Origin of the sequence: Pyramidobacter sp. YE332 (assembly GCF_033060595.1) — a bacterium.
Classification (GTDB): domain Bacteria; phylum Synergistota; class Synergistia; order Synergistales; family Dethiosulfovibrionaceae; genus Pyramidobacter.
The window spans coordinates 1,191,763-1,215,016 of the sequence record NZ_CP133038.1; the positions used below are offsets into that span (position 1 = coordinate 1,191,763).

A 23,254-nucleotide genomic window follows, 5' to 3' on the forward strand; every position below is an offset into this window, starting at 1 on the left:
GATCAGGCGACGCCGCTTTGCAGCAGCTCGTGAACGTGCACCATCCCCACGGGGCGGCGGTCCTTGTCGACGACGATCAGAACGGAGATCTCGAGCTTTTCCATGACGTGCACCGCCTCCGCGGCGAGCGCTTCGGGAGCGATGGTCCGCGGCGAGCTGATCATCACGTCTTCGACTTTGCGGTCCAGACAATGGATCCCCTCTTTGGCGATCAGCCGCCTCAGATCGCCGTCGGTGAAGATGCCGACGAGAAAGCCCTCGTCGTCGACGACGCTGGTGGCGCCGTAATTCTTGCTGGTGATCTCGAACAGGGCGTCTTTGACCAGAGTTTCGTGCGAGACGACCGGCAGGGAGCCGCTCGTATTCATCACGTCGCACACGCGCAGCAGGAGCTTCTTTCCCAGCGAGCCGGCCGGATGGAACAGGGCGAAGTCCTCTTTTTTCAGGCCGCGCAGCAGCGTCACCATCGCTCCCAGCGCGTCGCCGATGGCCAGCTGCAGGGTCGTGCTGCTGGTCGGCGCCAGATTGAGCGGATCCGCCTCGCGTTCGATCGAAGAGTTCAAAAAAATATCCGCTCCCAGCGCCAGCGGCGAATCAGCGTCGCCCGAGACGGCGATGACCGGCGCGCCGATACGGCGGAAAAACGGCAGCAGGGCGACGACTTCCGCCGTCTTGCCGCTGTTGCTGATCAGCAGCGCCACGTCTTCGTGGCGGACCATGCCGAGATCGCCGTGCGCCGCTTCGCTGGCCTGAAGGAAGAACGACGGCGTGCCCAGCGACGAAAGAGTCGCCGCGATCTTGCGCCCGATATGCCCCGCCTTGCCGATGCCGGAGACGACGATCCTCCCCTTGCAGGCTTCCAGCAGACGGGCGGCCTGTACGAGCTCCGGCCCGAAACGATCGGCCGCGCGGACAAGTTCTTCCGCCTCGTGCCGCAGCACTTGGCAGCCCGCTTCGAGCAGTTCTTCGTCCGAGAGCTTTTCCGGCTGCCGATCCGACGGCAGCGTCATGGCCGGATTCATCGTTCGCACCAGTCCAGGGAGACAGGGCCGATACCGCTTCTGACAAGGCGGTCGATGGCGCAGACCGGTTCGAGGAATTTCTCCAAAAGATCCAGCGGCACCATGTTCGGCCCGTCGCTCATCGCTTTTTCCGGCTGCGGATGGACTTCAAGGAACAAAGCGTCCACGCCGATGCCGACGGCCGCGCGGGCCAGCGGCAAAGCGAAGCGCCGGTCGCCGCCGGAGCTGTTTCCCATGCCGCCGGGCATCTGCACGCTGTGAGTGGCGTCGAAAACGACGGGCGCGCCCAGAGAGCGCATGATCACGAGAGAGCGCATGTCGACGACCAGCTGATTGTAGCCCATCGTCGTGCCCCGCTCGCACAGCATGACGCGATCGTTGCCGGCTTCCGTCAGCTTGCCCAGCACGGATTTCATGTCCCAGGCGGAAAGAAACTGCGCTTTTTTGACGTTGACCGCCCGTCCGGTTTTGGCGGCGGCCACCAGAAGATCGGTCTGACGGCACAAGAAAGCCGGGATCTGCAGCACGTCGGCGACTTCAGCGACGGGAGCGGCCTGCCACGACTCGTGGATGTCCGTCAGGATGGGCGCCCCCAGCTCGGACTTGATCCGCGCCAGCCATTGGAGCCCTTTCTCGAGGCCGGGGCCGCGCGGGCTGGAAATCGAAGTGCGGTTCGCCTTGTCGTACGAGGCTTTGAAAATGTAATTGAGCCCCAGCTTCTTGCATAAAGCCTGAGTTCTTTTGCCGACTTCCAGTCCGAGTTCCAGGCTTTCCAGGGCACAAGGGCCTGCAATCAAGGTGAGCCGGTCGCCTCCGACCGCAAAATCTCCAATTTCTATCTTCTTCAATCGCCCTTCCCTCCCTTGAAGCAAGCGCTGTCATCGATCGAATTTCATCCGCTTGCTCAATTCGTCGTAAACAAAGGCTCTTTTCTTCCAGCCCAACTGCTCCGAAGCATAATTCAAAACGGCGTCAAGCGCTCCCGATTGGCCTAAGCGCAGGCGCCCTTCCGAACTCATATGAGCCAGTCGCTCGGCGTCGGCCAAAAGATCGAGCGCCGCCTCCGCGAGGACGTCCGCATCGGCTTCCACCAAAAGTTCGGAGTCTCCGAGGAGTTTTTTCTGTACCAACTTCCCCTTTTCAATGACCGACAGAACGGGGACTCCCAAACCGGCACAGACCTGATTGGCCGTTCCGGCCAGCCCCAGCAGAAGCTCGGCCCCCCGCGCCGCCTCCGCGACCTCGCCCCGGTAAATAACGATGTCCAGCCTGCCGCGGCAAAGATGAAGGCCGTCGAACTCCCAGCCGACCGCCGTTTTCACCAGTGTGTCGATATCGATGCTGGGAGCGGGGACCATCACGGCCGCAATCGCGCAGCGTTCGGAAATTTTGCCGAGCGCGCGCAGCAACAGCCCCAGATCCTTGTACGCCCGCTCCCGGCTGCCGGGCAGCACGAGAAGGCGCCGCCCCTCGCCCCACGGAACGGTCCCTTTAGTATTATCACAAGAAAGGTCCATGATTGGATTTCCTTCGAAGACGGCGGCGACGCCGTTTTGGCGCAATTCGACCGCCGTTTCTTCGTCGCGGGTCCAGACCTTCCTGCAGCCTTTTCGGTACAGAAAACTTTCCAGCTTCCAATGGCCGCTGATAAATTTCGTTTTCGCCGTCGCCACCATGAGAGCCTTTTTCCCCTGCCCCCATAAAGTATGACAGAGGAGATACGCATCGCCAACGCAAAGAACCGTACGGCAGCTGCTGCGCAGCTGATTCCACGCAGACAGCTGACGGGAAATCTGCCGAAAAAGCCCGGCCTTGATCTCTTGATAAAGATCACGCAGATGATATTTTATGATCCCGCCGGTCGGCGATTTCGAAAGGGGCGGCAGGATTCTGACGCCGATCTTCTTGTAAGGGATCCCCGATCCCACAAGCGGAAAAGCGCAGACCTCCGCCTGCGGAAATCTCTGTGCGGCTTTGCGCGCGAGCCTGGCCCCGATAGCGTCTTCGCCGTACCCGTTCGACGCGACGACAATCTGAGGACGAAGCGCCTGAACGACGACGTTCCAGAATCTGCCGGGCTCTTCGACGAGCGCGCTTATTCTCGGCACGTAGAGCGGAACGCGGGGAACGTATCCGCGCGGCAGATTGAATATGTCTTTTTCCGTGCAGCATATGGCCTTGCCGCCCGATTTCCGGGCCGCATCTTCGATCTTCTGCAAATCATTCGCATCATAGTGGTGATGATCCTTGAATTCGAATTCATGGAGAATGGCCGCGCCGCTTTTGAGGACCGTGTTTCGAAAACTGTGCGGATTGCCGATCGCGGAAAAAACTATCAGAGAAAAGGCCGTCATGCTCTTCCCGACGGGAACGAACCGCTCTCCATCCCATCGCTCCCAGAGGGGATCAGCCAGCCGCGAATAAAATATGCGCTCTTGCGGGACCCAATGGGAGATGCGCTCTTTCAGGCGTCGCAAAGCCTCCGGCGATGTCTGATCCGACTTGGAAATGACGACGGCATGAGCCCGCGACAAAGAACCGGGGAGCTCGCGCAAAATGCCGTTGGGCAGGGACGTCCCATTGCCGAACGGACAGGTGGCGTCGACGAGAACGATGTCGACGTCGCGGACCATCCTGCGATGCTGAAACGCATCGTCGGCGACGGCGATATCGACGTCGTGGTCCAAAAGCGCCGCCACGTCCGCCATGCGGTCGCTCGAAACCGCTACCGGGACGTCCGTCAGCCGTGACGAGAGCAGAAGCGGCTCGTCCCCGACGACGCTTCTGTCGCCGCGGCCGTTCAAAACGACGACCGGCTCGGACGTTGTGCCGCCGTAGCCTCGGCTGACGATCCCCGGCTTCAGCCCCCAGCGGGACAACTGTTCGGCAATGAATTCGACGAAAGGCGTTTTGTTCGTTCCCCCGGTGGTAAGATTTCCGACGCTGATGACGGGCAGCGGCGGTTCTTCCGAAGCGTAAACGCCGTGATCGTAAAACGCCCGCCGGGTTCCGACGATGACGGAGCCCAGCCATCCCAGCGGTTTCAGAATCACCCACGGCGATACGGTCTTTTCTCCATGGGAATAGGCAAGATAGGACTTCGTGAGAAAGTTCATGGATGCCCGGCCCCGTACTGGAGCGAAAAGAGTTTTTGATAGGCCCCGTTTTTCCGAAGGAGCTCCTCGTGAGTCCCCTCTTCGATGATATGCCCGTTCTCGAGGTAAAGGATGCGATCCGCGTTGATGATCGTCGAAAGCCGATGAGCGATGATGAACGACGTGCGCCCTTCCATGGCGCGGTCCATCGCCTCCTGGATCTGTCGCTCCACGGCGGCGTCGAGCGACGAGGTGGCCTCGTCGAGGATGATGATGCGGGGATTGCGGACGATCGCCCGCGCGATGGCGATCCTCTGCCGCTGGCCGCCGCTCACGGTGACGCCGCGAATGCCGACTTCCGTGTCGTATTTGTCGGGAAGGGAACCGATGAATCCGGAGATGCCGGCGATAGCGGCCGCTTCTTCGATCTCGCCTTTTTTCGCATCATATCCATAGGCGATGTTGAAGGCGATGGAGCCTTTCATCAGAACCGGATCCTGCGGCACCACGCCGATCTGAGTGCGCAGGCTTTTGAGATCGACGGTCTTGACGTCGTGCCCGTCGATGAAAACCGTTCCCTTTTGCGGATCGTAAAAGCGCTGCACCAGATCGACGAGCGTCGACTTGCCGGCGCCCGTCGATCCGACGACGGCGATCTTCTCGCCGGGGCGGACCGTCAGATTCAGATCTTTCAAGATCCACTGTCCCGGCTCGTAGCAGAACCACACGTTTTCAAAGCGCACTTCGCCTTGCAGGCGTTTCAAAATGACCGCGCCGGGCGGCGTCACGACCCGGTCGTCGTTGTCGAGAAGGCCGAAGATCCGCTCCGCCGCCGCGAAACCGAACTGGAGCTGGCTGACGGCGCGCGTAAAATTATTGATCGGAGAAGCCAGAAAGCCCAACGAACCGAGAAAAGCGATCAGTTCCCCGGGCGACATGACGTCGCTCAGCACCTGCCGGCCTCCCAGCCAGAGGATCAGAGCGAGCGCCGCAATGAGAAGGACCTCGACGGCGCCGTTCAAAACGGCGTTGACCTTGACGCCTTGGATGATGGCGTCAAAATTCTGCCGATTGCTTTCCTTGAAACGGGCAAGTTCCAGCTCCTCCGTCGCGAAAGCCCTCACGATGCGAATCGCCGAAAGCGCTTCCTCGGCTACCGCGGAGAGATCGGCGACACACTGCTGCATATGGCGCCCAACCCTGCGGAGGATCTCCGAAGCGCTCTTCAGCACGAGGACGACCACCGGCAGGATCAAGAGCGTGTAGAGCATCAGCTTCCAGTTCAGATAGAGGCAATAGGAAAGCATCGCCGCACACGAGACGCCCTGAATGACAAGATCCACGGCGACGTTCGTGACGGTCATCTGCAGCATGTTGGCGTCGTTGGTGACTCGCGACAGCAGTTCGCCCACGCGTTTGCTGTTGATGAATTTCAGCGACAGCGTCTGCAGATGAGCGTAAGCGGCGACCCGCATATCCATGACGACTTTTTGCCCGACCCAGCCCATCAGATACTTTTGGCCGTAAGTAAACGCCGCCTTGAAAACAAAGAGCATGACGAGCGAGACGACCAGCACGTTCAGCATCGCGTAATCCTTGCGGATCAGCACGCCGTCGACGACGTTCTTCATCAGCCAGGCGGGGATCGCCGCGCAGAGCCCGGCGCCGACCATACAGACGAAAGCGCATCCCAATTTTGCCCTGTAAGGCAAAAGGAGTGCCGCCAGTCGACGATAGAGAGGCTTACTTCCTTTCTCTTTCATGATCGGCTGCCATCCTTCCAAGAATGTTGCAAATCTTCGCCGGAGCGCCGGGCGCGACCACGGCGGCAAGCGCGTGCAGACGTTTCCTCTGCGTTTCGAGCGATTCCGGATCCCGCAAAATCCTGGCGACCTCGTCGGCAAGCTGCGAAGCGCTGTATTCGCCGATGAACTCGGGGACAAAACTCCCTTTCACGAGCCGGTTGGGCCACGACATCTTCCCGATATGACGGGGGATCGCTTTTCGAATGATCCGCTCCCTCAGCGCGCAGCCGACCCAGGGAATGCGGTCGAGCATGCCGACCAGCCCGGCGATCGGCATCTGCCGCAGGAAAGAAAAAGGGACGGCAACCACGAACGGCTGTTCGCAGTACATCAGCTCCAGGGTGTTCGTCCCGGGCTGCGTCAGGGCGAGATCCGCGCCTTGGATCCCCGCGGGGGTCGTCCCCGTCCAGACCGAAAAGCCGTTCTCGTTCCACGGCCGGGCTTCGCTCTCCTCCGAAAATGGCGAGAGGAGGACCCTCAATTCGATCTCGGGATCGATCTTCATCAAATGCGAACGGATCTCTTTCAGGAAAAAAAAGGCTTTGCGCCGGATGTTCGGCCGGCTGCCGGGAAAAATCGCCAGCCGCCTGCCCCGAGGCGCGCGCCAGCCTTCCGGAGTTCCCTGCTCGAGGCTGTCCAGCACCAGGTCCCCGACGATCTCCAATCTCTCGGAACTGAACAGGCCGGGGCGGGACGTCAGCACCGTTTCGCAGCGCTTCATGCCCTTTTTATAGCCGTAAGAATAGCAGGCCAGCGGGACGCGCTGCCTCCACGCCAGAAAGCGGCCGAAAAACAAGTCGCCCCCCAGCTGCAAAACGACGTCGTATTTTGCAGCCGAAAAAAAACATCGCAGGGCGCCGACAGTCGTCCGGTGCCTCGATATCGTCGCGGGAAGCCGCGAGAGCGCGTTGATTTCCCGCCCCGAAGCGAAGGGACAGGGCAGAAGGTGAACGTCCACCGTCCAATTTCTGCCGGCGGCTTCTTTGATGAGCGGCCGGCACCAGCCCCAGACTTCTCCCGGCCCGTTGGCCAAAAAAGCGACTTTCATGAATTCACCAGCTCGGAAATGGCTTCTGCCCAGCGTTGAATTGCTCCCGGCTCCCCCATCAGGCGCCTGTTCGACACAACCTGTTTATGAACGCCGTCACAATAATCCTTGTCGTGAAGGTACAGATCGACATAGTGCAGGATCCTGTCGGCGCGCGCGTCGTCCTGCAGAAGTTCGGGAAACATTGTCTTTCCCGCCAGCACGTTGGGGATGGAAACGAAGGGCGTATGCGTCAGCATTTTATAAATCCGCCATTCCAGCGCGGTCCCCTTGTAAAGCACGATCATGTAGCGATTCAGCAACATCGCCTCGACGGCCGTCGTGCCGCTGGCGCCGATGACGAATTTCGAGGCGTGCATCAGATTGCGCCCGCTGATCTCCGTCGCTTCGACGCCGGCCTCGTTGTCCCTGACCATTGCCTTGCTGGCCTCGTCGAGTCCCGGAGCGATGGAGAACACGGGATGAAGTCCCATCCCTTTCAATCTCAGCGCCGTTTCCTGAAGGACGGGAAGCAGCGCTTTTATTTCGGAACGCCGGCTTCCCGGCAGCAGGGCGACGCGCCTCGCATCGTCCTGCAAAGAAGCTCCGACCGGGACGAAATTGTCGAGATCGTCGATCAGCGGATTCCCGCACCAATAGCTCCGCACATCCCACGCTTGCAGGGCCGTTTCTTCAAAATGAAACAGCGGCAGGCAGAGATCGCAGTAGCGTTTCAGATATTTCGCCCGGCCGCTGCGCCAGGCCCAGATCGTCGGCGGGCACACATAGACGACGGGACCTTTATAGCCGAGGGAGCGGATCTTGCTGAGCAGCGGGATGTGGAAATCCGGACTGTCGACGACGATGACGGCCCGCGGCGCTCGTTTCACGACGGCCTCCGCCAGATCTTTTCTCAAACGAAACAACGACGGCAGCGACTTGATGATCCGTCCCAGACCGATGATGTGCAGGAGCGCGTTGTCCCATTCCTTGCAGATCCCTTCCGCAAGAGCGCCGCCCATTCCCCAGAGCTGCTCGTGGGGAAGGATTTTATGGAGCGCCGCGCTCAATTTGGCCGCATAGATATCGCCGGAAAGCTCTCCGGTGCTTATAAAAATCGACATGTGGCAACTCCCGTCACGCTGATCCCCAAACGTTCCGCTTCCTGCAGGAAGGCATCTCTTTCCAACAAAAGAACGCTGTGCGCCTCGACAAAAAGCCCCGTCAGACCGGAATCGGCCATGTTTCGCAACGTCTGCACGCCGACGACCGGCAGATCGTAACGGCGGTCCTGATCGGCGCGCATTCCCTTCAGCAGGATCCCATGAGCGCTTAACGACGCCGCGCGCCGGATGGTCTCGTCCGTGCCTTCCATCGCTTCCACGGCGACAACGGCGCGATTCGAAACGACAAGGGACTGGCCGAACGAAAGCGGCAGCAGGACGCGCAGGATGTTCAGCCCATACTCGCAGTCCTGCAGCTGTTCCGCGTCGGCGAGAGGGCCGGCGATATGTCCCTCGGACGCCAGAAGTTCCGGGATGACTTCCTCGTAGCTCACGACCTGAATGCCGAATTTTTCGATATACTTCACGACCCCGGCCAGCAAGCTGTGATCGTTGCGGTCCTGTACGGCGGAGAGGATGGACTTGGCTCCCCGGTCGAGCTTCTCCGTAGAGTAGATGTTCTTTTTGGGCACGCCGCCGGCCATCATCAAGCGACGGATCCCCATCAGGCGCATTTTGGCGAGGATCATCGCGATCGCCATGGGATTGGTGATCTTCTGCACGGCGATGCCTTCGTTCAAATAGGGGGCGTCGTCCTCCGCCAGCAGGTACACTTTCGGCAGCGGCGCCTTCTTTTGGATCATCGCTTTCAGGATCTCCAGAGGCAGCGCGCCTTCTCCCGCGACAAGAGCCAGATGTTCGACGTTCATCGGTCGGCCCTCCGGGCAAGAAGAAGCGCCCCGGCAAAGAACAGGATATTGGGCAGCCACGCGCCGAGGATGGGAGGAATGTGTCCCGCCTGTCCCAGGGAACGCCCCATCGACATGACGACATAATAGACGAAGACGATCAAAATGCTTTGCCCGAAACCGACGCTGGCGCCGCCCTTTCTCATCGGACGCACGCCGAGCGTCGCGCCGATCAGCGCCAGGATCACGCATGCCCAGGGCACCGCCAGACGCAGATGGAACGCGACCCACAGCGGCTCCAGACTTTTTCCCTGAGCTTTGAGGATTTCGATATATTTGATCAGCTCCAGGCAGCTCATGTCGTCGGGTTTGGCGGTAGAACGCGAGATCTGCTGCGGGGTCAGGCGAATCGGAAGCGCCTGGCGTTTGAAATGCAGCGTCAGCTCGACGGTGGTTCTGCCTTTCACTTCGAACACGTCGCCGTCGTCGAGATACCACACGCCGTCGATCCACGTGCCCTTCCGGGCCGTCGTCAGCCGGACCAGATCGGCGCCCCTGAACTCTTGAACGACCACGTCGTCCATCGTGCCCGAACGGGCATAAAGCTTGTTGATGTAAACGATCCTTCTCAGCCCCTCGGCCGAAGGATCGCTGCTCCGCAAAAACACCTGCTCCTTCAGGAGCGCGGGCTTTTCGCGGGCGACTTCGTAGCGCATCACGTTCTGCGCGGCGATCTTGCCGAGCGGCACGACCGTTTCGTTCAAGGCAAGAGAGAGTATCGAGATGCCAAAAGCGGCGACCAGGACGGGACGGCTGATGCGCGAAAACGAGATCCCGGCCGCTTTCAAGGCGACGATCTCGCTGTTGGCGGACATTTTGCTGAAGCCCAGGAGCGCAGCCAAAAGGCAGGACATCGGCAGCGTCAGAACGACGACGGAAGGAAGCTCGTAGAAAAAAAGGCGGCCGGCGACGCCCAGAGAAACGCCTTGTTCGATGATGAGGTCGGCCAGTTTGAACAATAACCCGCCGGCGACCATGATCAACGTAAAGGCCATCACTCCGAAGAGAAATGGCCCCATGAGCTCTTTCATAATAAAACGATCCAACGTGCGAAAAGGCTTCATAGGCTAGCCCTCCTCCGCTTCAGACGCAAGGACCATATCGACGACTTCGCGTATGGCGCCGCTGCCGCCGCTGCGCTGCGTCACATGCGAGGCGGACGCTTTCAGTGCGGGGACGGCGTTCGCCACGGCGACTCCCAGCCCAGCCCAGCGGACGCATTCGCGGTCGTTGACGTCGTCGCCGATAAAAATCACTTCGCCGGCGGTCACGCCTGCTTCGGCAGCGATTTTCCGAAGGACGGGCAGCTTCTCTGCGACGCCGTTGGCCAGAAAATCGACGTGCAGTTCCCGAGCTCTCAGCTCCGTCACGGCGGAAAAACGTCCGCTGATCCAGGCAACTTTGCCGCCCGCTTTGCGAAACAGCGCCATGCCCATTCCATCCTGGATGTCGAAGCGCTTGAATTCGTTCCCCGCCGCGTCGATGAAAACGCTGCCGTCCGTCAGCGTGCCGTCGACATCCATGGCCAGAAGTCGAAACATCATTCCCCGGATCTGCCCGCGCTGCCTGCAGGCCAGGGGCAGAAGCCCCTTTTCTTGTCGCCTTCCCTGAAGAAACGGATGATCTCTTCCACATCAGCGGATTTTGCGTCCTGCTTTTCGAGTTCGGCAAGAGCTTCGCGCATGGGCAACCCCGAATGGTAAATTTTTCTGTAGGCGCGCTTTATTTCCAGACGGCGCTCGGACGAAAAGTTATTGCGACGCAGGCCGATAACGTTCAGGCTGTATACACGGCACAATTCGGAGCCGTTGACCAGCAGGAACGGCGCCACGTCCTGCGCCACGCGCGAGGCGCCGCCGATCATGCAGAACGAGCCCACACGGACGAATTGATGGAAGCCGGACATGCCGCCGATCACCGTTCCCCGCCCGATTTTTACGTAACCGGCGAGCCCGGATTTGCTCGAAATCGTCACGGAATCGGAAATCTGCACGTTATGCCCCAAATGCACGCCTTCCATGATCAGGCAGTCATCGCCGACCGAGGTCACGTTCCCCTCGCCGGAAGCGCGATGGATCGTCACGTTTTCCCTGATGACCGACCGGTTGCCCACGGAGACCCAGCTGGTTTCACCTTTGAACGCATGGTCCTGCGGTTCGGGGCCGATCACGGCGTCCTCGAAGATCACGGCGTCCTCGCCGATTTTAGTGTAGGGGCAGAGGTGGACAAACGGACGCAGGACCGTATTGCGCCCCACGACGACATTCTCGTCCACAATGGAAAAGGGGCCAATCACGACGCCGTCAGCCAGTTCGGCGTGAGGCGAGACAATCGCAGTCGGATGTATTTGAATCCCCATTTTATTTTTCCCCTTCAGGTTTCTTGGTCAGCATAAACCCCAATTCGGCCTCGGCGACCGTTTTTCCCTCAACTTCCGCGCGGGCTTTGACCTTGCCCATCTTGCCGAAGATGCGTCCCATCTCGGTATAGATCACAAGCTGATCTCCCGGCACGACCGGACGCCGGAACTTCGTTCTGTTGACCGTGGTCAGGAAAGCGATCGTGCCGCGCAGTTCGGGAATATTCAGCACCATCATGGCCCCGGCCTGAGCCATCGCTTCCAGGATCAGGACGCCGGGCATCACGGGCTCGCCGGGAAAATGTCCCTGAAAAAACGGTTCGTTGATCGTGACATTTTTAATGGCCACGACGCTCTTCCCGGGCACCAACTCCTGAATGCGGTCGACGAGAAGAAAGGGATACCGATGAGGCACACACGACATGATTTCTTTAATATCAAGCATAACGCCATCTCCTTACAGTCACTCACCTGTACCATGCTGCACACATGATTCCCCGACGCGTCGCCGTGAACAGGCAAAACTTTATGATGCGGATTTTTTAAGCCGAGACAAACTCGCGCGCGATACGATCGACCAGTTTCTGATGCATGGCATGCCCGGCCCGTATCCCGACAAAATGGCCGATAACCGGCTTGCCTATCAGCGTCAGGTCGCCCATCATATCCAAAATTTTATGTCTGACAAATTCATCCGGGCGTCTCAAACCGCCGGGCGTCAGAACTCTTTGACCATCGACGATCAGGGCCGTTTCCACCGTTCCGCCCAGCCCCAAGCCCAGAGAACGCATGTGCGCCACTTCTTCGTACAGACAAAACGTCCGGCACTGTCCGAGTTCCGCGACAAAGTTGTCTTTTGTCGGCACGACGGTCGCGGCCTGAGTGCCGATGGCGTTGTCGCCGTATTCGATCACATAAGTGAAGCTGAGCCGATCGGACGGCAGGACGGCGCATATTTTCTTCTCGTCCTCGGAAGTCACGCACACCGGGGAAGAAACGCGCAGGTACGACGGCTCCCCGGGAAGCTCTTCAAGCCCCGCTTTCAGGATTTCCTCGCAGAACGGAGCGGCGCTGCCGTCAAGCAGCGGCGTTTCGATCCCCTCGGGGCAAAGGATAACGTCGTCAACGCCGAGGCCGCGCAGCGCGCCGAGCAGGTGCTCTACCGTCATCACCCGATGAGAATCGAACGCGAGAACGGTTCCGCGCCCGTCGCCGGAGTACTTTGCGGATTGGATCGGGAAACGCTTGCCGCCGAAAAGGAACACATACCCCTCGCCGCTGTCGGCCGGCAGCAGCTTCATGGAGACCGGCTTGCCCGAATGAAGCCCGACGCCGCTGAAGTCAATCTCTTTTTTCAGCGTGCGGCGGCTCATGAGCAGCGACCTCTTCCAATTTTTTCAAACGCTTCAGCAGATCGGGAACGCGGCGCAGCGAAGCCTTGAAACGAAAGTCTTCCATGTGATCGGTGGCGGGATGCCCCGAGAGGATCTGCCCCGGCTTGGTGCTCTTCATAACGATCCCCATTCCGGCGATCTGAGTGCCGCGAGCGACTTTAATATGGCCGTTCAAACCGCTGCGCGCTCCCATGACGACGCCGTCTTCGATGGTCGTGCTGCCGGCGACGCCCGATTGACTGGCGATGATGCAGTTTTTCCCGACGTGGCAGTTGTGGCCGATCTGCACTTGATTGTCCATTTTCGTGCCGTTCTGCACAACGGTAGCCGCGATCGTCGCCCGATCGATGCAGGTCCCGGCGCCGATCTCCACGTCGTCGCCGACGACGACCCGGCCGATCTGCGGAACTTTTACGTTCTCGCCGTCAGGACCGCCGGGGATGATGCCGAAGCCGTCGGCTCCCAAGACCGCGCAGCTGTGGATAAGGCACCTCGCGCCGACTTTCGTGCGGCGCTGAAGAACGGCCATCGGTTCGAGCACGCTGTCGTCGCCGATCTCCACGTCCGGGCCGACGTATACGTTGGCGATCAGCCTGACGCCGCTGCCGATACGCGCGCCGGCGCAGACCGTACAGTTCGGCCCGACGTATGCGGAAGGCGCCACGATCGCCTCAGGATCGACGAATGCGCTGCCAGAGATCCCGACAGGCGGCGCATAGCGCGGTTCGAAGATCGCCAGAAGCGCCGCCATTGCCGCGCGGAACGACTTTACCTTCAAGCCGTCGCGTCCGTCGGGAAAATTCTTTTCATCCGCGACGACGGCAACGTTCTCCGGAAGGCCGCGGGCGAGCTTCTGCGACTCTATAAAACTCAAGCGTTCAGGAGCGCAGTCGTTCAACTCGGAAAGGCCCTCGACGATCCGTTCGCCATTTCCGCAAACAGTCGCGCCGATCCGCTCGGACAACTCGCGCAGACGGTACGAATTTTCCATGGCAGCTCTCTCCTTAAATTATCCCTCAAAGGTTGCTAAAAGCGCGAAGGCTGACGCGATCGTCCTGCCGGTTATCGTAATACAGCTCGAACGCGACATAACGATTCAAACGGTAGCCGATGGCCGCTTCCAAATCGTCATCGTCGCTGTATCTCAGCCAGCCATAGAGACCGGGGCGGTCGCGCCCGAGCCACAGGCGATACCAGAGCGGAGACGAATCTTCAGTACTGCCTTCCAGTCCCAGCCACATGAATTCCAACGGCGAGAAACGCAGCCCCGCTCTGCCGTCAACATGCCAATGCTCAAGTCCCATGACGATCTCGGCGTAAGCTTCCGCCGGAATTTTCGGGCCCAACGGGAAATATCTGCCCAAATGAAGCCCGGCTTCCAGCCTCGCGGGACCTCCGGCATGCACGGAAAACCAGCCGCGAAACGAATAGGTCGTGCTTTCGATGTGAGTCGTCACTTTCGTGATGGGTTTGACGGCAATGTCGTTCACCGACGAAGCCCGCAGCATTCTCAGCCATTTGTTCTGCAGCTGTTTCTCCCCGAGCCACCGCTCCATCTCCGCGAGGTGGAAACTGATCCAGCTGAGCGGCAGCCCCGTCAGCGGCGAAAGATACTCGAGCGTCTTGTCGCTCATCCGGTCCGTCAGCAACTGCGGAAGCGAAGCCGACAGCGTCTCCGGAGAAAAGGCGAGCAACAAGGGCGGCCGAAGGTAAAGCTTCAGATCGAGCAGAGCCTCCAGATCCTCGGCGTGAACGCGCACCGAGCAGCGCCATCCCGGAATATATTCGTCGATGATTTTATCGATCTGGCTCTGAAAGCTCTCCGCGCTCCAGCGCAGGGCCTCCGGCGGCACGTTCTCCACGATTTCCCGAAGCGGAGGCACGGCGCGTTCGATATCGTTCTTCATCCAGGCGGAACAGGGCTCCGGCAGACGGGCGCTCCCTTCCGACATTTGCAGGGAAAGGCGCCAGTTCCATCTGCGCGGCGGCTCCATCGAGACGAACTTCTGATTGACAAGCGAAACCTTAAAACCCGGAAAGAGGCGGCTCCCCACGAGGGCCAACGCCTCCACCGCCGCCTGACGCGAGAGCCGGCTGCCTTGCAGTTCGCGCCAGACGGCGCTCATGCTTCCCTGGATCGAACTTTTGAGCCATGCCGGAGCATCGCAGCGCAGCGGCAGCGCGGGCATCGCCCGGCTTTGCGCGGGAATGACGCCGAGAAAAAGAGCTGCTGCCGGAAGAATGCGCCAAAAACATTCGGCAACGATCGCGGGAACGTGTTTCCTCTGAAACATTCCTTTCGGCCTCCCTCCTTCTGCAGCAGCTTATTTTCATGTTATTCCGGGCTCGAGTTTTAGAACATCTCGCCAAAGCCGAAGTGGAACTGCGTCTCATCTCCTTTGGCCACGTCGACGCGGATATTGCCGAGCGGCGTCTTCACTCTGACGCCGACGCCGGGAGAATCTTCCAGATCATCAAAGCTGAAACCGGCCCCCTGGGTCTTGTCCCATGCGTTTCCGATGTCGTAGAAGGCGACGATCGAGAAGTTCTCGTCGATGGGGATGCGCAGCTCGACGTTGCCGAGGAACATCTCATGTCCCTTGAAGTCGCCGCTTTCATAACCGCGCAGGCTGTTGGCGCCGCCCAGCGAGTAGCGCTCGGAAAGCGGAATCGAACCATCCGAGAAACCGGCGCGCACGCGCAGGGCGAGGATGATCGGCCGGTCCTCGGTCTGTCCGAGGTCGATGTAGTCCTCCAACCCCTTGATAGGCACATAGGCGACGGCTTCGGCCCAGTACTTGGTGTAATCCCATTCGCCGCCGAGAGCTTCCCAGGCGTGCTCGACGCCGATCGTCTCGCGGTCGCCCTTGGGATAGCTCAAATATCTGTCGACGTTGTTACGCGTCAACTCGAGCGTCGTCGAAAACACCTTGCTGTTGAGAGAGTCCTGTCCAACTATTTTGTCGAAATCTTCTCGGCTTTGTGCGTCAGTATTCCAATACGATGACTTGCCAGTCCAATTAATCTTGCTCTTGTGCCAGTCAGCGGTCAGATACCAGCTGAACATCTCGCTGCCGCCGAACTTGCGTCCGAAACCGGCATACATTCCCGTACGGTCTTCTTCATACTCGAAGGCATTGTAGCGCTTACGAACGCCGTCAACTATACCATTGTAACGGTACGTCAGATCATCATCTTCGCGCTTGTAGGCGCCGAGCTTCCAGGCGAACGTCTTCTTGTCCATGTAAGGGTCGGACAGCGACAGCCAGTAATTCTTGTAGTCGCCCTGATCGAAGCCGATTTCGAAAATCCTGGCCCGGCCGCCGAGATTGCTTTCGCGGTAGGAAGCGCCGCCGCCCAGTCCGCTGCTCGACCCGTAGCTGACCGAGAAGATCAAGCTGGCGCTTCGCTTCTCCTTGACGGTGACAATCACGTCGACGTTGTCGCTGTCTTCGACCGGTTCAAAACCGACGTTGACATCCTCGAAGAAGCCGAGGTTGCGCAGCTTCGTGATGGAATGGCGCAGGAGCGTCGAGTTGAAGAGATCCCCGTTTTTCAAGGGGATATTGCGGCGGATGACGTAGGTTTTGGTGCGCCGGTTGCCCTGGATGACGATGTCGTTGATGCGCGGCTCGACGATCAGCACGGTGACCACGCCGTCTTCCACCTGCACGTCCTGCACGCGGGTCATGACGTAGCCGTCGGCCTGAAAGCGTTCTCTGAGGCGCTGGATGTCGTTCCTGAAAAAAACGCGGTTGAAGATCATGCCGGGCTGCGTGAAGAGCATTTTCTTCAATTTGTCTTCTTTGTAGATCGTGTTGCCTCGGAAACGAATCTCCTTGATGGTCGGGTTCTCGGTGACTACAAAGGTGAGAACAAGCTCCCCGTTCGCGTCCGCGGCGACTTTCGCGTCGACGTAGGAGAAAAAGCCCTGGTCGTAAATCGCCTGGATATCGTCCATGACCTGCTGCTGATTCAGCTCATCGCCGACCTTGGTCTTCACCGCCCGCAAGATATGAGAAGCGACAACTTCGTTGTTTCCTTCGACCCTCAGGGCAGAAACCGTTTGGGCACAAGCGGCGCTGCCGACGGCGAGCAAAACGAAGCACATTGCGAATAATTTTTTCAAAGAACGAACCAACTGTATTCCCTCCATGACCCTCAAATTAATGGAACTCGAGCACAACTGAGTTATTGCTTTTATACAGCGCTTTCCGGCCAACCTCCACAAGACGGTACATATCGGCGTCGGAAAGCTTTGACGCGGCCGGCCGGGGACGGGCAGCCGTCCTCGCTTCGGCGCCGGACATCCCTGTGTCCGTCAGCGACCTGTTCCCCGCGGCTTGGAGAGAGTTGCCGGCTTGCGCCAGCGGCGCGCTGCTTCGCATGGGCTCCGCAGTCCTTTTTCCCTCTGACGTCGGCCGGCCATTATAACGGCTCATTTCCGTTCTCAGCGATTGCGACACCGAAAAATCTCCCCGCACCCCGCCTGCATCCGCCCGCCGCATTTGCGACACGGCGATCGGCGTTTCGGACTCGGTCACGTGCAGAGGGCGCGCCAGGAACAATATGGCCGCGAAAGCCGCCGGCAAAATCATCACGGAGGTACGGACGGAGCGGCGCGCATTTCCGCTCTGATGGCATAACAAAAGCTCCTGCCGGGCGTCATCCAGCTCAGCACGAGCGCATTCAACATCGAGTATGGCATCGGAAAAATTCCCGTCGGCGCTCATGGTCTGAGCGCGTCGGATCCAACGAATCACTCGGCTGTATTGCTTATCGAGCATTTTCCTCCTTGTGAGACAACGGAATCATCTTATTATCCCTGCCGCCGCTCCAGAAGTTGCACATTCCCGAGAAAACCATTCTTTCAATTGCGCCAGCGCCTTTTTCTTCAAACGATAGACGTGGCTGACGTCAAGGCTCATTTCTTCCGCCAGCTCGCGGGCGTTTCTGCATTCGACCACCAGCTCGCGCAAAATGTGCGCTTCGCGTTCGGGAAGCTGAAGAAGGCCCTCCCGCAGCATGATGATCTCCTCCACTTCTCGAAATTCCGCCGTTTCATCGCCGTCCTCGCACTCGATGTCGACGGGGATCGGGGCTTTCGCCTCCACTCTCTGGAGAAAATTGAGCATCTGGCCTCTGATTCGGTAGCAGGCATAGGTTGTAAAACGGTGCCCCAAGTTCACGTCGAATTTATCGACGGCGCGTATCAACGCCAGAGTCCCCTCCTGCACAAGGTCGGAAAAGCGCTGCCCGTTTACCCTGAACTTTTTAGCGACCCAATACACCAGCGGACGATAGGCGAGGATGAGCTGCTCTCGCGCCTCCTCGTCTCCGGAGGACATCGCAAGCCAGAGTTTTTTTTCTTTTTCCCAGTGAAGTTCGCTTGCTTCGCCCATTTCGTCCTCCCACAGTTGAATTTTTATCTATTTTACCAGTTCTTGAGGCTTTTTGCTCGTTCATGCCAGTTTTCGGCATAAGAAGCAGGCGGCCCTTTTCAGCGCCGCCGCAGTCTTCTCATTGAAAAAGAACGGATTAAAATGGCACCGGCAGCGATTTCCGTGAAGCTCCCTGCGACGAAACGGCGCTGTGGAGCGTGTCGTTATAAAAACAGAGGACAAATTTTTCTCCTGTGTCCTCAAGCCCGGTCAAAGCGCAATTATTCATGCGGAAGTTTTTCCAGACCGCCTCCAGCGAGAGATTCAGAGCTTCGGACAGAAAAGCCCGCAAAGTTCCGCCGTGCGAGACCACCAAAATACGTTGTCCCCGCGTTTTCCGCAAGGCGGCAAGGACTCTTCTGATACGGATTTTGATCTCGTCGGCCGATTCCGCATGCGGGATTTTCACGGAGAACGGATGCGCCGCCCAACGCGAATAATCGTCGCCGCGTTCCCGCAGCGACGAGACGCTTTGACCTTCCCAATCGCCAAAGCCGATTTCGCGCAGATCCTCCATGACATGAAGGGCGCTCCGCTCGCAGTCTGCGGCGATCGCGGCCGTCGCCACAGCTCTTTTTAAAGGGCTGACATAAATTTCCTCGGGAGCCCATTCGGCGATCCGCTCCGCAGCCATTGCCGCCTGCCGCATGCCCAGTTCATTCAAGGGGATGTCCATGCGCCCCTGAAAGCGCATCTGCGCGTTCCAGTCGGTCTGGCCGTGGCGCAGCAGTAGAATTTTTCTCGTCGTCATCACACGCTCTCCTGGATAGTCGACTCATCCGGCGATTGTCCGCCAGAATTCTCACTTCGATTGGCGCTTCACCTTCGTCCGACCTCCGCCGAAAAAGCGAACGGCTTTTTCAGGGCCGCCTTCAAAAAATCGTCTTGCCCCGGCAGAGGTACAGCGTCCCCGCGCAGCGTCGCAGAAAACGGCAGGACCATAAAATGATACCTCATCTGAACGCGTCGTTTCAAGACGTTTTTTTGGACTTGGGGCGACGCCGGCTTTCGTTCGGATCGTTTCCTGCCGATGGACAAAAAAAGCGCCTCCAGCGAATTTTACAGGCTGGAGGCGCTTTTTTACTCCGAGATGGAGCTGCGATGACCTACCTCATCTTGTCAGGCTTTGTCCGCCTGCTCGAAACCGCACTGCAGAGCCTTGAGATTCATCGGCAAGAACTGCGGCTTTTTCTTGCCAAGCTTTTCTTCCACGACATGTTTCGCAGACTCGCGGCTGATGATCCCGGAGGCGGCGACGGCCGCGCCCAGCAGGACGATATTCGCCGTCTTGGGGCTGCCGCACTCGGCCGCGAGCTTCTCGGCGGGAACGGGAATCACCGTGATATCCTGACGCGGATTTTCGTATTTCACGAGATCGCTGTTATAAACCAGAACGCCTCCCGCTCGGGGCGAGCTCTCGAATTTGGCCAGCGACGGCTGATTGAACACCACGCAGACATCGCACTTGTTGATGATCGGCGAACCCACAGGCTCTTCGCTGACAACGGTGCTGCAATTCGCGGTGCCGCCGCGCATCTCGGGACCGTAGGAAGGGATCCAGGATACGTTGCGCCCCTCGTCCATACCGGCATAGGCGACAAGTTGCCCCAGCATCATGACTCCCTGCCCGCCAAAACCGGCCGCGATCAATTCTTTGTAAAATCCAGCCATTTTCCTTCCTCCTAGAATAATGTAGTCGCACTTGTTGACAGATTATTGAACGGGACAATCTGCGATAATGTCAGCATGCAGTGTGAGCGTCGCCGTTTGTTTCCTTGGGGACATTTCCTCGTAAAGGAGAGTGGCGCCTCACCTCTTGCGGCAGTTCACGAATGAGCTGGATGTTGAGACCGAAGGTCTTCTCCGTCTGTCCAAGGAGGTTGTGAGCCGCAGGAAGCGTGAGAATTCACCTGCAAATACGTTGTGGTGAGGTGACTCATGTACTATCTTGGTATTGACATCGGGAAGAACAATCACGAAGCAGGGCTTATCAGGGAGGACGGCAGCCACGTCGGCAAGTCGCTGCGTTTCGCCAATGCTCGGGAGGGCTTTCAGCAGCTTCTGCTCTTTCTCGAACAGAGTCTTCCCGAGCGGGAGGCTTTCTGTATCGGCATGGAGGCGACCGGTCATTACTGGCTCGCGCTCTACTCCTTTCTGCGGGAGCAGGGTTTTGCTCTGCATGTGATCAACCCGATCCAATCCGACAGTCTGAGGAACTTCCACATCCGGAAGCAGAAAACGGATGCGGTCGACTGCTTTCTGGTGGCTGAGGTGATCCGTTTCGGCTCGTTCAGCGCAACTCATCTGGCTGATGAAGATATCATGGCGCTGCGCAATCTGGCCCGTTTCAGAGAGTCGCTCAAGGACTCCTGCGCCGACTACAAGCGACAGGTCGTCACCGTTCTGGATCAGGTGTTTCCGGAGTATGCTGCCTTGTTCTCCAACGTCTTTGGCGAGAGTTCAAAGGCATTTCTCAAGACGTACGGCACTCCGGAACAGGTGGTCGACGTGAACACGAAATCGCTGGCCGCTTTGCTCAGAAAAACCAGCCGGGGCCGGCACGGTACTGACAAAGCCCGTGAGCTCAAGTCTCTGGCGGCGCGTTCGGTCGGCCTGACTCTGTGTTCGGATGCCTTTGCCTTTCAAATCAGGATTCTCATCGAACAGATCGAATTCACGGAGAAGCAGATCGATGAGATCGACAAGAAGATCGCCCGGCAGCTGAGGAAGTTTAGCTCTGTCATCCTCACTGTCCCCGGCGTGGGGCCGGCGACGGGCGCCGTGATCCTCGGTGAGATCGGCGATATCAGTCGTTTCTCCAATCCCAAGAAACTCGTCGCCTTTGCCGGGATCGATCCGACTTCGTTTCAATCGGGGAACTATGTCGGCCAGCACAACCGCTTGTCCAAGAAAGGATCCCCCTACCTGAGACGAGCTGTCTGGATGTCGGCGCTGATAGCAGTCAGATGCGATCCTGTCTTCAAAGCGTTCTACGAAAAGAAGCGCGGTGAGGGGAAAGCGCATGGGACTGCATTGGGGGCTGTGTCGAGAAAACTGCTTTATACGATTTACGCTGTTCTGAAAGCCAACAAACCTTACGAGGTACGCCGCCAGGGCATAGAATGATTCTGTTCCCGCGGGATTCCCTGCTCGTGTCGCTTCCGTGTGAGCTCGTTCGCGTGCTTGTTTTGTCTGAGTTCTGTCCAATATGCCGTTTTCAGGGGCGCTTTGGCTTTTTCACGCGGGCAACCGGCTAGAAATACTTCGGGCATGAGCTCGAATTTCCTACTTGACTTTTAATAGCTGGTCTCCTCCTATTCAAAGTCCTTGAACACGCCAAGGGGATAATAGGGGATCATGTTCTTCATCTGCCAGTCGAAGGCGTCAAGAGGCGAAAGCCCCCAGTTCGTAGGACACGTCGAGAGAATCTCCACGAAGCTGAAGCCTTTCCTGTCGATCTGGTTCTGGAAGGCTTTTTTAATCGCTTTCTTGGCTTTGGCGATGTAGGGTTTCGCCAAAGAAACCCGCTCGATATACGCAGGCGTCTCCAGAGACGTCAACAATTCGCACATACGGATGGGATATCCGGTCAGCTCGGCGTCGCGCCCCTGAGGACACGTGGTGGCCTTCTGCCCGATCAAAGTCGTGGGGGCCATCTGGCCGCCCGTCATACCGTAAATGGCGTTGTTGATAAAGAAGACGCAGATCTTCTCGCCGCGGTTGGCGGCGTGGATGATTTCTGCCATACCGATGGAGGCAAGGTCTCCGTCGCCCTGATAGGTAAAAACGACCTTATCGGGCAGAACTCTCTTGATGCCGGTCGCCGTCGCCGGCGCCCGGCCATGAGCCGCTTCGATGAAGTCAATGTTTATGTAGTCGTACATCATCGCCGCGCAGCCGACGGGCGACATGCTGATCGCATCGCCCTGGATGCCAAGCTCGTCAATGGCTTCGCAGATCATGCGGTGAGCGATGCCATGGCCGCAGCCGGGACAATAGTGAGTATGAACGCCTTTCATCCATGTTTCAGGTCTCGAGTAGACTTTGACTTCAGACATTCTGTTTCCCCCCTAGGCAAAAAGCTTTCTGCACGCGTCTTCCACTTCTTCAACGGAAGGAGCGAAACCGCCGCAACGGCCGTAAAACGTCACCGGATAGCGGCATTCCGTGGCAAGTTTCACGTCGTCGATCATCTGTCCACAGTTCATTTCCACATCGAGAATGTGCCTCACCGTGGCCGGCAAATTTTTGAAGTGGTCCGCCGGGAAGGGATAGACCGTGATCGGGCGGATCAGTCCCACTTTTTTGCCCTCGGCACGGAGGTGCATGATCGCCGTTTTGGCGATGCGCGCCGTGGTCCCGAAAGCCGTGATGATCACCTCGGCATCATCGACCATGTAATCCTCGGCCATCGCATCCTGCTTCATCAACTCGTATTTTTTCTGCAGATCTTTGTTGTGCTCTTCAAGAGGCCCCGCGGCGAGATACAGGCTGTGGAACAAGGTGCGCTTGTTTCCGCGCTCTCTGAAACAGCCCACGGCCCATTTCTGCCAGTCGCCGCGTTCTGCGGTGCGTTCCTTGATCTCTACCGGTTCCATCATCTGTCCCATGAAACCGTCCGCCAGGATCATGACAGGATTCATATACTTGAATGCATAATCCCAGGAACGCTGGATCAGATCGACCGCCTCCTGGAGGTTGCTCGGCGCCAGCACGAACAGATGATAATCGCCGTTGCCGCCGCCGCGGGTGGCCTGACTGTAGTCGCACTGCGAGGGCAGAATGCCGCCCAGCCCCGGACCGCCGCGCACCACGTTCATGACGACGCAGGGATATTCATTGGCGGCAATGTAGCTCAGTCCCTCGGACATCAGCGAAATCCCGGGGCTGGATGACGAGGTCATGATCTGCGCTCCCGTGGATGCCGCCCCAAGCACCATGTTGATCGAGGCGACTTCGCTCTCACCCTGAACATAAACGCCGCCCACTTCGGGAAGGTGTGCCGCCATATATTCGGGAACTTCGTTCTGAGGCGTAATGGGATAACCGAAGAAGTACCGGCATCCCCCGCTGATCGCGGCCTGTGCAAGGGCTTCGGCGCCCTTCATAAGAACTTTCGCCATGATAAAACCCCCTTAG

At 58.6% G+C, this 23,254-nt stretch carries 22 protein-coding genes; 1 reads left to right on the forward strand and 21 read right to left on the reverse strand.

All coding sequences use genetic code 11. The features are described 5' to 3' along the window. Positions 1-2 precede the first annotated feature (2 nt). The 19 genes from RAH42_RS05540 to RAH42_RS05630 form a co-directional block, all read right to left on the reverse strand. On the reverse strand, positions 3-1,022 hold the full coding sequence (locus RAH42_RS05540; RefSeq protein WP_317540149.1) for a KpsF/GutQ family sugar-phosphate isomerase: 1,020 nt from the start codon (positions 1,020-1,022) through the stop codon (positions 3-5). After that, on the reverse strand, positions 1,019-1,870 hold the full coding sequence (gene kdsA, locus RAH42_RS05545) for a 3-deoxy-8-phosphooctulonate synthase (RefSeq protein ID WP_317540150.1): 852 nt from the start codon (positions 1,868-1,870) through the stop codon (positions 1,019-1,021). The genes RAH42_RS05540 and kdsA overlap by 4 nt, the downstream gene beginning before the upstream one ends. A 30-nt stretch (positions 1,871-1,900) precedes the next feature. Then, the gene (gene lpxK / locus RAH42_RS05550; protein WP_317540151.1) at positions 1,901-4,138 is read right to left on the reverse strand and encodes a tetraacyldisaccharide 4'-kinase; all 2,238 of its coding nucleotides are present in this window, start codon (positions 4,136-4,138) and stop codon (positions 1,901-1,903) included. Then, positions 4,135-5,880, reverse strand: a complete 1,746-nt coding sequence (locus RAH42_RS05555; RefSeq protein WP_317540152.1) for an ABC transporter ATP-binding protein — start codon at positions 5,878-5,880, stop codon at positions 4,135-4,137. The genes lpxK and RAH42_RS05555 overlap by 4 nt, the downstream gene beginning before the upstream one ends. Further along, entirely contained in the window at positions 5,861-6,970 is a 1,110-nt protein-coding gene (locus tag RAH42_RS05560; protein ID WP_143521802.1) for a lipid-A-disaccharide synthase, read from the reverse strand. Before RAH42_RS05560 ends, RAH42_RS05555 begins: the two co-directional genes overlap by 20 nt. Continuing rightward, complete coding sequence (locus RAH42_RS05565; protein ID WP_078016570.1) at positions 6,967-8,073, reverse strand: lipid-A-disaccharide synthase; 1,107 nt, start codon at positions 8,071-8,073, stop codon at positions 6,967-6,969. Before RAH42_RS05565 ends, RAH42_RS05560 begins: the two co-directional genes overlap by 4 nt. Next, entirely contained in the window at positions 8,058-8,882 is an 825-nt protein-coding gene (lpxI, locus tag RAH42_RS05570; RefSeq protein WP_078016571.1) for a UDP-2,3-diacylglucosamine diphosphatase LpxI, read from the reverse strand. Before lpxI ends, RAH42_RS05565 begins: the two co-directional genes overlap by 16 nt. Beyond that, positions 8,879-9,985, reverse strand: a complete 1,107-nt coding sequence (lptG, locus tag RAH42_RS05575) for an LPS export ABC transporter permease LptG (RefSeq protein ID WP_317540153.1) — start codon at positions 9,983-9,985, stop codon at positions 8,879-8,881. The genes lpxI and lptG overlap by 4 nt, the downstream gene beginning before the upstream one ends. A gap of 3 nt (positions 9,986-9,988) precedes the next feature. Next, positions 9,989-10,465 (reverse strand): HAD hydrolase family protein, encoded by a 477-nt coding sequence (locus RAH42_RS05580; protein WP_317540154.1) that lies wholly within the window; start codon positions 10,463-10,465, stop codon positions 9,989-9,991. Beyond that, a complete protein-coding gene (gene lpxA, locus RAH42_RS05585) occupies positions 10,462-11,280 on the reverse strand; it encodes an acyl-ACP--UDP-N-acetylglucosamine O-acyltransferase (protein ID WP_078016574.1) in 819 nt (272 codons plus the stop codon). The genes RAH42_RS05580 and lpxA overlap by 4 nt, the downstream gene beginning before the upstream one ends. Before the next feature lies 1 nt (position 11,281). Next, the gene (fabZ, locus tag RAH42_RS05590) at positions 11,282-11,725 is read right to left on the reverse strand and encodes a 3-hydroxyacyl-ACP dehydratase FabZ (RefSeq protein ID WP_078016575.1); all 444 of its coding nucleotides are present in this window, start codon (positions 11,723-11,725) and stop codon (positions 11,282-11,284) included. A gap of 97 nt (positions 11,726-11,822) precedes the next feature. Beyond that, positions 11,823-12,653 carry a UDP-3-O-acyl-N-acetylglucosamine deacetylase gene (lpxC, locus tag RAH42_RS05595; protein WP_078016576.1) on the reverse strand — a complete coding sequence of 277 codons (831 nt, stop codon included), beginning with the start codon at positions 12,651-12,653 and terminating at the stop codon, positions 11,823-11,825. After that, entirely contained in the window at positions 12,622-13,665 is a 1,044-nt protein-coding gene (gene lpxD, locus RAH42_RS05600; RefSeq protein ID WP_078016577.1) for a UDP-3-O-(3-hydroxymyristoyl)glucosamine N-acyltransferase, read from the reverse strand. The genes lpxC and lpxD overlap by 32 nt, the downstream gene beginning before the upstream one ends. A gap of 25 nt (positions 13,666-13,690) precedes the next feature. Further along, positions 13,691-14,968, reverse strand: coding sequence for a hypothetical protein (locus RAH42_RS05605; protein WP_078016578.1), 1,278 nt, complete (start codon positions 14,966-14,968; stop codon positions 13,691-13,693). A 59-nt stretch (positions 14,969-15,027) separates the two neighbouring features. Further along, entirely contained in the window at positions 15,028-16,785 is a 1,758-nt protein-coding gene (locus tag RAH42_RS05610) for a BamA/TamA family outer membrane protein (protein ID WP_078016579.1), read from the reverse strand. Between the two features lie 55 nt (positions 16,786-16,840). Continuing rightward, positions 16,841-17,461 carry a hypothetical protein gene (locus RAH42_RS05615; RefSeq protein WP_317540155.1) on the reverse strand — a complete coding sequence of 207 codons (621 nt, stop codon included), beginning with the start codon at positions 17,459-17,461 and terminating at the stop codon, positions 16,841-16,843. 24 nt (positions 17,462-17,485) lie between these two features. After that, positions 17,486-18,076: a sigma-70 family RNA polymerase sigma factor gene (locus RAH42_RS05620; protein WP_078016581.1), complete on the reverse strand. Its 591-nt coding sequence runs from the start codon at positions 18,074-18,076 to the stop codon at positions 17,486-17,488. 136 nt (positions 18,077-18,212) lie between these two features. Then, positions 18,213-18,866, reverse strand: coding sequence for a histidine phosphatase family protein (locus RAH42_RS05625; protein WP_317540156.1), 654 nt, complete (start codon positions 18,864-18,866; stop codon positions 18,213-18,215). 368 nt (positions 18,867-19,234) lie between these two features. Then, positions 19,235-19,786, reverse strand: a complete 552-nt coding sequence (locus RAH42_RS05630; protein ID WP_009164320.1) for a 2-oxoacid:acceptor oxidoreductase family protein — start codon at positions 19,784-19,786, stop codon at positions 19,235-19,237. 267 nt (positions 19,787-20,053) lie between these two features. On the opposite strand from RAH42_RS05630, the gene RAH42_RS05635 reads away from it, so the two are divergent. Next, complete coding sequence (locus tag RAH42_RS05635) at positions 20,054-21,241, forward strand: IS110 family transposase (RefSeq protein WP_317540042.1); 1,188 nt, start codon at positions 20,054-20,056, stop codon at positions 21,239-21,241. A gap of 188 nt (positions 21,242-21,429) precedes the next feature. On the opposite strand, the gene RAH42_RS05640 is transcribed toward RAH42_RS05635, so the two are convergent. Together RAH42_RS05640 and vorB are read right to left on the reverse strand one after the other, a co-directional pair. Beyond that, positions 21,430-22,173: a thiamine pyrophosphate-dependent enzyme gene (locus RAH42_RS05640; protein WP_009164321.1), complete on the reverse strand. Its 744-nt coding sequence runs from the start codon at positions 22,171-22,173 to the stop codon at positions 21,430-21,432. 12 nt (positions 22,174-22,185) lie between these two features. Next, positions 22,186-23,238: a 3-methyl-2-oxobutanoate dehydrogenase subunit VorB gene (gene vorB / locus RAH42_RS05645; protein ID WP_078016761.1), complete on the reverse strand. Its 1,053-nt coding sequence runs from the start codon at positions 23,236-23,238 to the stop codon at positions 22,186-22,188. Positions 23,239-23,254 lie beyond the last annotated feature (16 nt).